Origin of the sequence: Aquibium sp. A9E412 (assembly GCF_030398335.1) — a bacterium.
In the GTDB taxonomy this organism is placed as follows: Bacteria; Pseudomonadota; Alphaproteobacteria; order Rhizobiales; family Rhizobiaceae; genus A9E412.
This window is the reverse complement of sequence record NZ_JAOAOP010000087.1, coordinates 1-13548: the sequence shown is the minus strand read 5'-3', so window position 1 is coordinate 13548 and position 13548 is coordinate 1. Positions and strand designations below refer to the sequence as shown.

Below are 13548 nucleotides of genomic sequence, written 5' to 3'. Positions count from 1 at the left end.
GCCGGCCGGTGGTCGGGCTCGCGCGTGCGCGAGAAGTCGCGCCGGGCGCGGTACTCCGCCAGAAGCGTGTCGGGCCTGGCGCGCGCCATCGCCGCCTCAGGCCGACTTCTTGCGCGCGGCCGACGCGCGGCCGCCCGCGGCCGCCTTGCCGCCCTTCGCCGCCTTGCCGGAGGACGCGCTCTTGCCCGACGACGCGGCCTTGCCGCCGGAGCGCCCGGAGCGGGCGCCGCCGCGGCCCGACTTCTCGAGGCTCTCCTTGAGCGCCGACATCAGGTCGATGACGTTGTCGGCCTGCCCGGCGCGCGGCTCCTCGCCGGCCTTGACGCGACGCTTCCTGCGGCCGCCGGCCTTCTCCTCGACCAGCGCGCGGATCGCCTCGCCGTAGCGGTCGCGGAAGGCGGAGGCGTCGAACGGCCCCGCCTTGCGCTCGATCAGTTCGGTCGCCACCGACAAGAGCTCCGCGTCGGCCGGCGCGTCGGAGATCGACGAGAAGAACGGGTCCGTGTTGCGGATCTCGTCCTCGTAGTGCAGCGTCTCCAGCAGCAGCCCGCTGGCGCACGGCCGCACGGCCACCAGGTGCTCCTGGCCGCGCATGGCGATCTGGCCGAGCCCGGCCTTGCCGGTCTGGCGCAGCGCGTCGCGCACCACGCGGAAGGCGTCTTCGGCGAGCTCGTCGGAGGGGGCGAGGAAATACGGCCGGTCGAAATAGACCGGCGGAATGTCGACGACGTCGACGAACTGGACGAGCTCCAGCGTCTTCTTCGTCTCCAGCTTGACGGCGTCGATCTCGTCGGGGTCGATCAGCACGTACTCGTCGTCGTCGACCTCGTAGCCCTTCCAGATGTCGTCGGTGTCGACCGGCCCGATGCCCGGCACCACCTTCTGGTACTGCACGCGCTTGCCGGACGGCTTGTGGATCTGCCGGAAGGAGATGCGCGCCTTGCGGTCGGTGGCCGAGTACATCTCCACCGGGATCGACACCAGCGACAGCCGGAGCTGGCCTTTCCAGATCGGTCTCGGCGCCAAGACGTGCCTCGCGGAACGGTTTCGTCAGCCGGTGGAACCCGCAAGACGCGGCGAAGGTTCCGCCGCGCCGCCGGCGGTCAGAGCTGCCCCTTGTCGCGGAACAGCTCGAACGTGGCGCGGATGTGGTCGGCCGCCGCCTCGACCGGCGCGCCCGCCTCGGGCCCGACGATCAGGCCGAGATGGTAGTGCCCCATGTCGGGCAGCCCGTCCTTGTCGCCGAGCTCGACCAGATCGCCGTTGATGAACGACTTGGGCAGCGGCGCCACGGCGAGGTCGGACAGGATGGCAGCGCGCTGGCCGGCCGTGTGCGAGCTCATATAGGCGATGCGGTAGCTGCGGCCCTGCCGGCCGAGCGCCTCCAGCGCGCCGGCGCGCCAGGCGCAACCCTCCTCCCACAGCGACACCGGCAGCGGCTCGCGCAGATGCGCGCAGCCGCCGCGCGCGCCCGCCCACACGATCGGCTCGGTGAGCAGCACCTCGACGTCGCGCGTGTCGGCGGACTGGCCGCAGGTCAAAAGCGTCAGGTCGAGCTGGCGCGCGGCCAGCCGCTTGCGCAGATTCACGCTCTCGTCGATCACCACGTCGACGGCGATCGCCGGGTGCGACTGGGCGAAGCGCTTGAGCACGCTCGGCAGCACGCGCTCGCCATAGTCGTCGGGCGCGCCGAGCCGCACCACGCCGCTGACGTCGGGCATCACGAACTTGGCGACCGCCTCGCGGTTGATGGCGAGCAGCCGCCGGGCATAGCCGAGCAGAACCTCGCCGTCGGTGGTCAGCGACACCGAGCGCGCGTCGCGGGTGAAGACGGCGCGGCCGATCGTCTCCTCGAGCTTCTTGATCTGCATGGAGACGGCCGAGGGCGTGCGGTAGACCGCGCCGGCGGCGGCCGTGAAGCTGCCGGTCTCGGCGATCGCCACGAAGGTGCGCAGCACGTCGAGCTCGAGCAGCGGGAGCGGATGGTTGAGCGGAGCGTTCATGGCGGCCCTTACATCAATTTCTCTGAAGGGAAACATGATCTGAATTTGTTTGATTGAACAAGCTGGCGGCCCGATAGTCAATCCCGAAACGACGCAACCACGAAAGGAGAACGCCATGTGGATCGTGTCGGCCTTCGCCCATCTCGTCGACGGCTTCGCCCAGACGCACCGGCGCCGCCGCAACGAGCGCATCCTCGACAGCCTGCCGCGCGAGATCCGCAAGGATGTCGGCTGGCGCGGCACCGATCCGTCGGAGAGCGAGGACGCGCGCTGCCGGCCCTATCGCCTGCACCACCTGTGATGCCGCACCCCATGCGGCCCGCGCGACGCCGGCCAAACGCCCGTCGTGAAACGGTTTTTTCACGATTGCGGCCGGCATCGCGCGGCATGTCGCATTTCTCGTGCTGTGCTTCGCTTTTCCCGCGTATGGCGCCGCGCGGCATTCCTATATGAGCGGCATGGAACGAGCGGCCCCACTCCATCACGCATGTGAAGGCGCTCGGTGACAACCGGACCAGGCTTCGAATGGAGACTGTCATGAAGATCCTGAACATCTTCCGCGGGGGGCGCCGTGAAGCCAATCTCACGACCGTCCTGGAGCGGCAGCGGCTGAACCGCACCATGCCCGGCCAGACCGGCGCCCTGGCGGCGTCGCGCTACGGCTACGTGGTCAACTGACACGACGGCCGGGCCGGCAAGCGCCGGTCCGCCCGCAGGTTCGAGCGGCCGCCGCCATGCCGCGGCGGCCGTCTCGCCATGCGCGAACCGCGCCTCTCTCTGCAACGAAAAATTGTCCGTCCGCGCCGGCGCAGGCCATTGACAGGCCGGCGTTTTCTTGATGACGCTTTGCTGATCGCGACATGATGTGTCGGCGGAACGGGTGCAGCTTGCGGGAGGCGTGAATGGCTGCCGGGACCACCGTCAAGAGATCGATCGTCTTCTTCCTCGTTCCCGACTTCACGATGGTCGCCTTCGCGACCGCGCTGGAGCCGATGCGCGCGGCGAACCGGATGGCCGGCTACGACGCCTATCGCTGGCGGCTGGCCAGCGCCGACGGCCGGCCGGTGCGCGCCTCGAACGGCGTCGAGGTGGCTGTCGACACCTCGCTCGACGACGAGCGGCGCAAGATGTCGGGCCAGGACCGGCCGTCGATGGTCGTCGTGTGCTCGGGCATCAACATCGAGCGCTACGTCAACAAGACGGTGTTCGCCTGGCTGCGCGAGGAGCACAACCGCGGCGTGGCGATCGGCGGCCTGTGCACCGGCGCCTATGTGCTGGCCGCCGCCGGGCTGCTCGCCAACCGGCGCTGCGCCATCCACTGGGAGAACCTGCCGGGCTTCGCCGAGGCCTATCCGCGCGCCAACGCCTTCGCCGACCTGTTCGAGATCGATTCCAACATCTACACCTGCGCCGGCGGCACCGCCGCGCTCGACATGATGCTCAAGCTGATCGGCGAGGATTTCGACGAGGCGCTGGTCAACCGGGTCTGCGAGCAGATGCTGACCGACCGGGTGCGCAGCCCCTCCGACCGCCAGCGCCTGCCGCTGCGCGCCCGGCTCGGCGTGCAGAACTCCAAGGTGCTGACCATCATCGAACTGATGGAGGCGCATCTGGCCGAGCCGCTGTCGCTGGTCGAGATCGCCGAGGCGGTCGGCCTGTCGCGGCGCCAGATCGAGCGTCTGTTCCGCCAGGAGATGGGCCGCTCGCCGGCGCGCTACTATCTCGAGATCCGGCTCGACCGGGCGCGCCACCTGCTCATCCAGTCGTCGATGCCGGTGGTCGAGGTGGCGGTGGCCTGCGGCTTCGTCTCGGCCTCGCACTTCTCCAAGTGCTACCGCGAGCTCTATGCCCGCTCGCCGCAGCAGGAGCGCGCCGACCGCAAGCAGCTCATGGCGGCGTGAGGCGGGCCGCCGGACGGCCCTTTCAGCGCGTGTCGTCCCACAGCCACGGCCGGTTGCGCCACATCTTCTCGCCGATTTCGCAGTCGTAGCCGGCGCCGGCTCCCGCGCGCAGCACCGGCGGCGTGCCGGCCAGCTCGATCACCAGCTTGCGGCGCACCGCTTCGGCGAACTGCGACCAGTCGTTGACCGGGATCATGAAGGCGCCCGGCCCGCCGATCACGCATTCGCTGTAGTAGACGTCGAGATCCTCGATGCTGAAGGAGCTCGTCAGCCCGCCATTGGTCATCAGCGGCAGCCCGTTGACGGTGATGCCCTCGGCGGTCACCGCGTCGCGCGTCTCGTCGACACGCGCGCCCTGGTTGTTCGGCCCGTCGCCGGAGACGTCGATGACGCGCCGCAGCGCGCGCAGCCCGCTCTCGGCCAGGAGGTCGCGGGCAAAGCCGAGCGCGCCGGAGATCGAGGTGCGCCGGGCGCTGGTCGGCGGGCTCGCCGTCAGCATGCCGGCCACCGCCCGCGCGTCGTCCTCGCCGGCGATCACCGTCCAGGGAACGACCACCGTCTGGCTGGTCTGGCCGGCCCACTCGACATAGGTCACCGCGATGCGGCCGTGCAGCCCGCCGGCGATCGCGTCGAGCACGCGCCGGTCGGTCAGCGCCGCGGCATAGCCGTCGCGCTGGATGACCAGCTCCTCGCGCGACATCGACAGCGACACGTCGACGGCGAGCACCAGCGCCACGTCGACCATCGTGTCCTGGGCGCGTGCCGGCGCCAGCCAGGCGGCGAGCGCCGCGGCGCAGGCGCCGGCGAGCGCCGCCACGCGGCGGCCCGGGCGACATCGGGCGGGCCGACCCATCACACCGGCTCCGCGCCGCGCCACAGCGTCTCGCCGATCGTGCAGTCGACCGGCGCCGCCGCGGCGACATCGCGTGGCCGCGCCGATGGCCGCGCGGCCCCGGGCAAAGCCGGCCGCGCGTCCGACAGCTCGAGCACCAGCTTGCGCCGCACGGCGGCCGGAAACGCGTCCCAGCCGCGCACCGGCAGCACGAAGGCGCGCGGCCCGCCGACCACGCAGTCGGCATAGTAGCGATCGAGCGACGGCGTGCCGGAGCCGCTCAGCACGTTGGCATGCAGCACCAGCGGCAGGCCGTTGATGGTGATCCCCTCGGCCAGCGCCGCGTCGCGCGACAGGGTGACGAGGCCGCCCTGATTGTTCGGCCCGTCGCCGGAGATGTCGACGATGCGCCGGTCGCCGGCATAGGGGCTGTCGGCGAAGGCGCGCATGGCGTGCCGGATGGCGCCGGAGATCGAGGTCTGGAACAGGCTGCCGAGCTCCGCCTCGGCGAGCCGCTCGGCGACCGCCAGCGCGTCCTGCGGCGCGGCGACCAGCGTCCACGGCACGACGACGCGGCGCGAGCCCGAGGCACCCCACTCGACATAGGTGACGGCGACGCGGCCGTGGCGGCCCGACAGCATGGCGTCGATCACCTCGCGGGCCCGGAAGGCGGCGGCATAGCCCTGCCGCTGCAGCGCCAGCTCCGCGGGCTTCATCGAGCTGGAGACGTCGACCGCCAGCACCAGCTCGACGTCGACGGCCAGGCCCTCGCCTGCCGCCGGCGCGGCCGGCAGGGCGAGCGGCGCCGACAGCAGCGCCGTCCTCAAGGCAGCGGCGACCTTGCGCCAAAGCCTGGCCGATCCGTCCATGAAACGAGTTTAGGGCGCCCGGCGCCGAGGGGAAGCGGCCGAAGAGGGCGGCGCACCAGATCCGATCTGCTCTTCACCGGATCGCAGATCGGCTGCAAGTTGTTGTTTTGCCGCGTTTCCGGACGGCGAACCGGTATCCACTTCGCCTGGAAACGCTTTTGGTTATCCCCTCACATTTGCGCGAGCCGCACCGCGCCGCACGGAACGCCGCCGCGCCCGGTGGCGCGCAATACGGCCGAAAACAACCTTTGCGCGAAACCGGGAACTCTGCTCCTATGGGCGTGCCGCGGCCCGGTGGCTCATCGGGCGCCGCGCACAGGCGGTCGGATCAACAACGACAGACCACGATGCCCTCGCAAGACCGCCGCACGCCGTCCGGCATCCTGGTCATGCACCGTCGGAGACGGCGCTCCGGGGGAGGAAAACCGATGCTGAACAAGGTTCTCGAGGTCAAGCGCGCCAGCTATTTCACCTTCCGCACCAACCCGCCGATCCTGGTGATCTCGGCCGAGGGCACGGTGCCGACGAGCGGTTGGCGCAACGCCGTTCTGGTGCCGTGGATCTACATCCAGCCGCCGGCCGACGGCCTGCAAGATTTCGACATGGCCGCCGAGCCGCCGGACGGCCTGGCGCTCGAGGTGGTCACGCCGATCGCCGCCCAGTGGTCGGGCGAGATGGCCGGCTGGACCAAGGGTTTCCGCCTGCATGCCTCGCAAGGGGCGCTCGACGTCGTGTTCGGCGACCAGGCGGCGGTGGACGACGACAAGGTGCTGCGCGGCGACGACGTGCCGTGGCCGCGCTTCACCGCCGCCGCGCCGGCCTGAGGCACGCCGGCTCGCGGCGAAGCGCGGGGGCCGCCCTGCCTCTTGCCGAAGCGCAGGGCGGCCTTTCGTTCCTGCCCGGAGCCGTTCTGCGTTTCACGGAAGCAGATCGGCTCCGGTCAATCGTCCTGACGCGTTGCGGACGGCTTCAACCGTCGGCGCGCAGCGCCTGGTTCTGCGGGTCGTAGGGGCTCTCGCCGATCACCGTGGCGCGGTGCGGCTTGCCGAGGATGGTGATCTCGAGCTCGCTACCCTCGTCGCCGACCTCCGGCTTCACCATGGCGAGTGCCAGCGACTTGCCGACGCGCCAGCCATAGCTGCCGTGGGTGGCGCGGCCGACCAGCCGGCCGTCCTTGTGGATCGCCTCGTTGCCGCGCGCGTCGGCGTCGCCGACGCCGTGCACCTCGAGCGTGACGAAGCGCCATCGCGGCCCCTCCTCCTTCAGCCGAAGCAGCGCGTCGCGGCCGATGAAGTCGCCCTTGTCGGGATGCACGAAGCGGTCGAGGCCGCTCTCCCAGGCCGAATACTCGATCGACAACTCGCGCGGGATCAGCCGGTAGCTCTTCTCGATCGCCATCGCCGTCATGGCGCGGATGCCGAACGGCTTGAGGTCGAACTCCGCGCCGGCCTCCATCAGCAGGTCGAAGATGGCGTTCTGCTGCTCGATCGGATGGTGCAGCTCCCAGCCGAGCTCGCCGACGAAATTGACGCGCAGCGCATGCGCCGAGGCATGGCCGAGCGCGATCGGCCGGCCCGACAGCCAGGGAAATTCGGCGTTCGACAGGCCGGTCCGCGTCAGCCGGGCGAGGATGTCGCGGCTGCGCGGGCCGGCCAGCACCAGCACGCCCATCGCCGCGGTCAGCGGCCTGAGCACCACCGAGCCGTCGTCGGGCACCAGCCGGGCCAGCACGTCGTGGTCGTGCGCCTCGAAGCCGCCGGCCGACACCAGATAGAAGCGGCCGGGCTTCCACTCGTAGACGGTGAACTCCGCCTTGACGCCGCCGGTCGCCGTCAGCAGGTGGCAGAGCGCGATGCGGCCGCGCTTCTTCGGGATGCGGTTGGCGAGGATGGAGTCGAGCCAGGCGCGCGCGCCGGGGCCGGAGACCTCGATCTTGGCGAAGGCCGACATGTCGAGCAGGCCCGCCTTCTCGTGCACGTGCCGCACCTCGTTGCCGACATGCTCGAAATAGTTGGAGCGGCGGAACGACCATTTCTCCACGATGCGTCCGTCCTCGAGCGGCGGCGCGTGGTTGTGGCAGGTCAGCACGTCGGCGCCGACGCCCAGCTCCTCCGGCGGCACGGCGTAGCCGGCCGGAGCGAACCAGTTGGGCCGCTCCCAGCCGTAGACCGAGCCGAACACCGCGCCGCGCGCCTTCATGCGCCCGTAGCAGGGCGCCATCTTCAGCGGCCGCGCGGCGGCGCGCTCCTCGTCGGGATAGTGCATGGTGTAGACGTTGGCGTAGGCCTCCTCGTTCTTCTCTCGCAGATAGCCCTCGGTGGCATAGGGGCCGAAGCGGCGCGGATCGACGCCGGTCATGTCGATGGTCGGCTCGCCGTCGACGATCCACTCGGCGAGCTGCCAGCCGGCGCCGCCGGCCGCCGTGACGCCGAAGGAATGGCCCTCGTTGAGCCAGAAGTTCCTCAACCCCGGCGCCGGGCCGATCGCCGGCGAGCCGTCCGGCGTGTAGGCGATGGCGCCGTTGTAGATCTTCTTGATGCCGACCTCGCCGAACGCCGGCACGCGGGCGATCGCCGTCTCGACATGCGGCATCAGCCGCTCCAGGTCCTCCTGGAACAGCTCGTACTCGCTGTCGTCGGACGGCCCGTCGACATAGCAGCACGGCGCGCCCTTCTCGTAGGGGCCGAGCAGCAGGCCGCCGTTCTCCTCGCGCATGTACCAGGAGGAATCGGCCTCGCGCAGCACGCCCATTTCGGGCAGCCCCTGCTTCTTGCGCTCGACGATCGCCGGATGCGGCTCGGTGACGATGTACTGGTGCTCGACCGGGATCACCGGCACGTCGAGCCCGACCATGGCGCCGGTGCGCCGGGCGAAGTTGCCGGTCGCCGAGACGACGTGCTCGCAGGCGATCTCGCCCTTGTCGGTGGTCACCAGCCAGCCGCCGTCCTTCGGCGTGATCGCGGTTACCGCGGTGTTGCGGTAGATCGCCGCGCCGCGGTCGCGCGCGCCCTTGGCGAGCGCCTGGGTGAGGTCGGCCGGCTGGATGTAGCCGTCCTCGGGGTGCTGGATGGCGCCGAGCAGGCCCTCGGTCTCGCACAGCGGCCAGATCGCCTTGACCTCGTCGGGCGTCAACAGCCGCACGTCGACGCCGATCGTCTCGGCCACGCCGGCATAGTACATGAACTCGTCCCAGCGGTCCCTGGTGCGCGCCAGGCGGATGTTGGAGCACTGGGTGAAGCCGACATTCATGCCGGTCTCGCGCTCGAGCTCGCGGTAGAAGCGCACGGAATATTTGTGGATCTGGCCGACCGAGTAGCTCATGTTGAACAGCGGCAGCAGGCCGGCGGCATGCCAGGTCGAGCCCGAGGTCAGCTCCTTGCGCTCGACCAGGACGGCATCCGACCAGCCCTTGCGGGCCAGGTGATAGAGCGTCGACACGCCCACCACCCCGCCCCCGACGACGACGACGCGTGCCTCGTTCCTCATGCCGCCTCTCCCCAAAACGACGGCGGCGCTGCGGCCGCCGGTGCTCGTGCCCAATGACAGTTCCGCGCGACAGTATTCCGGCGGGCGGCGGGGCGCTCGGCCTGTTTGCGACATGGCGCAAACGGCCCGCGACGCGCGGCGCTTGCGCGGCTACCTTCCAGTAGCATTAACGTTTCCGCGCGATACTGCGCGCAGACGAGACGGTGCGTGGTATCTTCCGCAGCGTCAGACACGTTCAACCCGGTCCGGAGCACCCGCATGGCCGCGCTTGCCGCCGTCGACACCCCGCCGTCCCCGTCCCGCGCGGCAGCGGACAGCCTGCGCGTGGCCGCCGAGCCCGGCTTCGACTTCGCCGGCGCCGAATATACCGCCTTCTTCCGCACCGCCCGGGCGAGCGCCTTTCAGCACCCGCTGTGGCTCGACCGCCTCTACCGCCACCTGGCGCCGGCGCGCGGCGCCCGCAAGCTGGCGGTGACCGGCCGCGACGACGCCGGCGCGCTGCGCTTCGTGCTGCCGCTCATCCTGCGCCGGCGCCGCGGCGTGCGGTTGCTCGAAGCCGCCGATCTCGGCGTCGGCGACTACGCCGCCCCGGTGCTGGCGGCCGACTGGCAGGCGCCGGCCGGCCTCGCCGCCAGGGTCGGCGCCGTGCTGCCCGGCTTCGACCTGCTGCGCATCAAGCCGATCCGCGCGGAGACGCTGGCCGACTGGCAGGCCTTCTTCGCCGCCCGGGCCCGACGGCTCGATTTTTCCGCCCATGCCGTGGCGCTCGGCGACAGCCATGCCGCCTTCCGCGACACGACGCTGCCGGAGAGCTTCGCCAGGACGCTCAAGCGCAAGCTGCGCAAGCTGGAGCGGGCCGGCGACGTCGCCTTCGAGCGGCTCACCGACCCGGCCGAGGCCGCCGCCTCCATCGCCGCGCTCAGCGCCCTGCGGGCCGGCCGCTTCGCCGGCGACCCGATCCAGACGCCGGCGGTGCAGGCCTTCTACGCCGCGGTGGCCGCCGACGGCGCGGCCGACGGCTTCGCGCGCACCTACCGGCTGAGCCTCGACGGCGCGCCGATCGGCCATCTCTTCGGCCTCGGCCTCGACGGTCGCTTCCACTACCTGCTGATCGGCTGCGACTACGACCGGCACGGCCGCCTGTCGCCGGGGCTGGCGATGTACGACCGCACGATCGCCGAGTGGATCGGCGCCGGCGGCCGCATCTTCGACTTCACGATCGGCGACGAGCCGTTCAAGCGCGACTTCGGCACGCGCCCGACGGCCATGTGGGCGCTGTCGGCCGCCGGCTCGCCGCTCGGCCGTCTCGCGCTGGTGGCGATGGCGCTGCGCCGGCCGTCGGCCGGCGGCGGCCAGGACGACTGATCGAGCGGCGGCCTGCGCGGCAGCGGGCAAGGAGGCACTGACGGTGGACAGGTCGGCGTTTCTCGAGAATTCCATGATCGTCGCGGCACATCCCGACGACGAGCTGCTGTGGTTCAACGCGATCCTGGCGCAGGTCGACCGGGTGGTCGTGGTGTTCGAGGATTTCTGGGCCAAGCCGGAGATCGGCGCGGCGCGCCGCGCCGCGCTCGCCGACTATCCGCGGCCGATCGAGAGCCTCGGCCTGGCCGAATCCGGCGCCTATGGCTGCGCCAACTGGTCTGTGCCCGCCGTCAGCGAGCACGGCCTCGCCTTCACCACGGAGGCGCGCCGGCGCGAGCTCACCCGGCTGACCCGCCGCAGCCTGCCGCGCGTCGGCCCGCTCGCCGCCGGGCCGGTGGCCGAGACGAGCGTGGCGCAGCTCTACCGCGACAATTTCGCGGCGCTGCTGGCCGCGCTGCGGCCGCGGCTGCGTCCCGGCATGAACGTCTTCACCCACAACCCGTGGGGCGAGTACGGCCACGAGGAGCACGTCCAGCTCTTCCGCGCGCTCGACCGGCTGCGTTCGGAGATCGGCTTCACGCTGTGGATGTCGAACTACTGCACCGAGCGCGCGCTGCCGCTCGCCATGCGCTATTTCGACGCCGCGCCGGGCCGCTACATCCGGCTGCCCTGCGACCCCGCTTTCGCCGAGCGGGCGGCCGACGTCTACAAGCGGCACAGCTGCTGGACCTGGGCCGACGACTGGGCCTGGTTCGAGGAGGAGTGCTATCGCGAGGCGCCGCACGGGCCCGGCGCGGCGCGGCCGCACGCGCATCTCTTTCCCCTCAACCTGTTCGTCATCGACGGCGTGCAGAGCAGAAACTGGCTACCGATGGCGGTTTCGCTGTCGGCCGCCGGCACCGCGCTCGGCCTGACCCTGTCGGAGACCATCTGACGGCGCGGCCGGCGCCGGGCCGGCCCGTCCGGCGAAGGCAAAGCGTCGTTAACCCGAGCGCGCGAGACTGGTCGCGGATCCGTCCGTTCAAGGGAGCACATGCATGAGCATGGCCGTCGACCGCCGCCGCGCCGGAAGCCTGGTTCCCGCGGCCACCCCCAACGCGCTTCTCGCCGCCGTGCTCGTCGGCCTGGCGGCGCTGCTGATGCTGCCCGTCAGCGTGCCGATCGGGCCGATGTACTGGGACCTGTTCATCTATTTCGACGCCGCGCAGCGCATCTTCGACGGTCAGGTGCCGGTCATCGACTTCTTCACCCCGGTCGGCCCGCTCGGCTACTATCTGTTCGCGCTCGGTCTGGCGCTGTTTCCCGACGCCCAGCCGCTGCTGCTGGTGCACTGGTCGCTGCTCGCCGTCACCGCGCCGGCGATGGCGCTGGTCTTGCATGCGCTGGCGCGCGACGGCCGGCAGGGCACAGCGCTGGCGCTGCTCGTGCCCTTCCTGGTGTTCGCCGTGCTGCCCTTCAACACGCGCGAGTTCTATCCCTATCCGGGCTCCGACGGCTTCGGCATCTACAACCGCCAGGTCTGCCAGCTGCTCTACGTGCTGGTCGCCGCGCTGGTCTTCGTGCGCGGCCAGCGGCTGCTCGCCGCGCTGGTGGCGGTGCTGATGGCGGCGCTGTTCTTCACCAAGGTGACCGGCTTCGTCAGCGGCCTGGTGCTGTGCGGCTTCGCCTTCCTGGCCGGCCGCATCGCCTTCGGCTGGGCCGCGGCGGCGGCCGCCGCCTTCCTGGCGCTGCTCGCCGGGCTGGAGCTCTCGGCCGGTCTCGTCTCGCACTATGTCGGCGACATCCTGGCGCTGGTGGCGATGAACTCCGGCAGCCTGGCGCCGCGCTTCCTGCAGGCCGCCTCGCACACCTTCGGCATCGTCGCGGCGGCCGGCCTGCTCATGCTGGTGCTGCTTTACGGCGAGCGCCGCACGCTCGCCGCCGACCTCGCCGCGCTCGCCCGCCGGCCGCGCCCGGCCGCGCTCGCCCGGCTCGTCGACCGGCCGGCGCTGTGGATCGGCGTCGTGCTGTTCGCCGGCATCCTGTTCGAGACCCAGAACACCGGCAGCCAGGCGCTGATCTTCCTTTGGCCGGTGCTGCTGCCGGTGCTCGCTGGCCTGCCCCGGCCTGCCGGTCCGCGCACCGCCGCCGTCGCCGTTCTGATCGCCGCCGCCGCCCTGCCGCCGCTGGTCAACACGGTGGAAAAGGCCGCGCGCACCTATGCCGGCGCGCTGAAGACCGTGCCGCTGCCGGGCGACAACCTCAAGACGCTCGGCCGGGTCAGCGTGCGCCCCGAGATGCTGCAACGCGCCGAGCGCATGCGCGGCTTCTACGCCGAGCACCGCGCGACCTACGAGGCGCTGATCGAGACCGGCGCGCTGCCCGCGTTCCTGCTCTATTCGGACTTCGACTTCCAGGCGCTGCACCTGATGACGATCGATGCCGCGGTGGCCCGCATCCGCGCGCTGGAGGCCGAGACCGGCGCGCGCGCCGAGACCGTGCTGGCGCTCAACTTCGTCAATCCCTTCCCCTGGCTGCTCGCGCGCAGCGCGCCGCGCCACGTGGCGATCGGCGCCGACCCGATGCGCGCGGTGCCCGACCCCGGCGCGGACGAGCTCGCCGCGGTCGGCGCGACCGACCTGGTGCTGCACCCGACCTGCCCGGTGACGACGGCCAATGCCGCGCTGCGCCGGCTCTACGCGCCGGCGCTCGCCGACCACACGACGATCGCGCTGACGCCGTGCTACGACGCCTACGTGCATCCGCGCCTGGCCGGCGCGCTCACCGGCGCCGCGCGCCAGGACGCCGCCGCGAGCCCGGCCGAAGGCCTGCGCCTGGTGTCCGACCAGCCGGACATGTGAGCCGGCGCGGCCCTGCTCCCCACTGCGCGGAAGAAGGCGCCGTCACCACCACCGGGGCGCCCCCTTCTCCCCGCGTGCGGGGAGAAGGTGCCCCGCAGGGGCGGATGAGGGGCGGCGCCGGCATCCGCGACGCGTGCACCGCCAACGCTGCGAATGCCGCGCCCCGCCGCCAGGTCGACGCTGCCCCTCACCCTGCCCTCTCCCCGCAGGCGGGGAGAGGGTGAGGTCGCGCGCGTCTTCGGCGGCCGTCCC

12 protein-coding genes are annotated in these 13548 nt (G+C 71.5%); 7 read left to right on the top strand and 5 right to left on the bottom strand.

What is annotated here, in order from left to right:
• Positions 1-96: 96 nt before the first annotated feature.
• Both N1F89_RS19075 and N1F89_RS19070 read right to left on the bottom strand, forming a co-directional pair.
• Positions 97-1026 (bottom strand): Ku protein, encoded by a 930-nt coding sequence (locus N1F89_RS19075; protein ID WP_290086020.1) that lies wholly within the window; start codon positions 1024-1026, stop codon positions 97-99.
• A gap of 77 nt (positions 1027-1103) precedes the next feature.
• Positions 1104-2003, bottom strand: coding sequence for a LysR substrate-binding domain-containing protein (locus tag N1F89_RS19070; protein WP_290086019.1), 900 nt, complete (start codon positions 2001-2003; stop codon positions 1104-1106).
• Between the two features lie 115 nt (positions 2004-2118).
• Here N1F89_RS19070 and N1F89_RS19065 point away from each other — a divergent pair, with 115 nt between their 5' ends.
• From N1F89_RS19065 to N1F89_RS19055, 3 genes are all read left to right on the top strand, one after another.
• Positions 2119-2304 carry a hypothetical protein gene (locus tag N1F89_RS19065; protein WP_290086018.1) on the top strand — a complete coding sequence of 62 codons (186 nt, stop codon included), beginning with the start codon at positions 2119-2121 and terminating at the stop codon, positions 2302-2304.
• A gap of 236 nt (positions 2305-2540) precedes the next feature.
• The gene (locus tag N1F89_RS19060) at positions 2541-2681 is read left to right on the top strand and encodes a hypothetical protein (protein WP_290086017.1); all 141 of its coding nucleotides are present in this window, start codon (positions 2541-2543) and stop codon (positions 2679-2681) included.
• Between the two features lie 224 nt (positions 2682-2905).
• Complete coding sequence (locus N1F89_RS19055) at positions 2906-3904, top strand: GlxA family transcriptional regulator (RefSeq protein WP_290086016.1); 999 nt, start codon at positions 2906-2908, stop codon at positions 3902-3904.
• A gap of 22 nt (positions 3905-3926) precedes the next feature.
• On the opposite strand, the gene N1F89_RS19050 is transcribed toward N1F89_RS19055, so the two are convergent.
• Both N1F89_RS19050 and N1F89_RS19045 read right to left on the bottom strand, forming a co-directional pair.
• Complete coding sequence (locus N1F89_RS19050; RefSeq protein WP_290086021.1) at positions 3927-4649, bottom strand: DUF1194 domain-containing protein; 723 nt, start codon at positions 4647-4649, stop codon at positions 3927-3929.
• A 107-nt stretch (positions 4650-4756) separates the two neighbouring features.
• Positions 4757-5563 (bottom strand): DUF1194 domain-containing protein, encoded by an 807-nt coding sequence (locus N1F89_RS19045; RefSeq protein WP_290086015.1) that lies wholly within the window; start codon positions 5561-5563, stop codon positions 4757-4759.
• Positions 5564-6033: 470 nt separating this feature from the next.
• On the opposite strand from N1F89_RS19045, the gene N1F89_RS19040 reads away from it, so the two are divergent.
• Positions 6034-6429, top strand: coding sequence for a hypothetical protein (locus N1F89_RS19040; RefSeq protein WP_290086014.1), 396 nt, complete (start codon positions 6034-6036; stop codon positions 6427-6429).
• A 145-nt stretch (positions 6430-6574) separates the two neighbouring features.
• On the opposite strand, the gene N1F89_RS19035 is transcribed toward N1F89_RS19040, so the two are convergent.
• Complete coding sequence (locus N1F89_RS19035; RefSeq protein ID WP_290086013.1) at positions 6575-9091, bottom strand: FAD-dependent oxidoreductase; 2517 nt, start codon at positions 9089-9091, stop codon at positions 6575-6577.
• A gap of 258 nt (positions 9092-9349) precedes the next feature.
• On the opposite strand from N1F89_RS19035, the gene N1F89_RS19030 reads away from it, so the two are divergent.
• The 3 genes from N1F89_RS19030 to N1F89_RS19020 all read left to right on the top strand — a co-directional run bounded on the left by N1F89_RS19030 (position 9350) and on the right by N1F89_RS19020 (position 13296).
• Positions 9350-10456: a GNAT family N-acetyltransferase gene (locus N1F89_RS19030; protein WP_290086012.1), complete on the top strand. Its 1107-nt coding sequence runs from the start codon at positions 9350-9352 to the stop codon at positions 10454-10456.
• Between the two features lie 43 nt (positions 10457-10499).
• On the top strand, positions 10500-11390 hold the full coding sequence (locus tag N1F89_RS19025) for a hypothetical protein (protein ID WP_290086011.1): 891 nt from the start codon (positions 10500-10502) through the stop codon (positions 11388-11390).
• Between the two features lie 103 nt (positions 11391-11493).
• Positions 11494-13296, top strand: coding sequence for a hypothetical protein (locus tag N1F89_RS19020; protein ID WP_290086010.1), 1803 nt, complete (start codon positions 11494-11496; stop codon positions 13294-13296).
• Positions 13297-13548 lie beyond the last annotated feature (252 nt).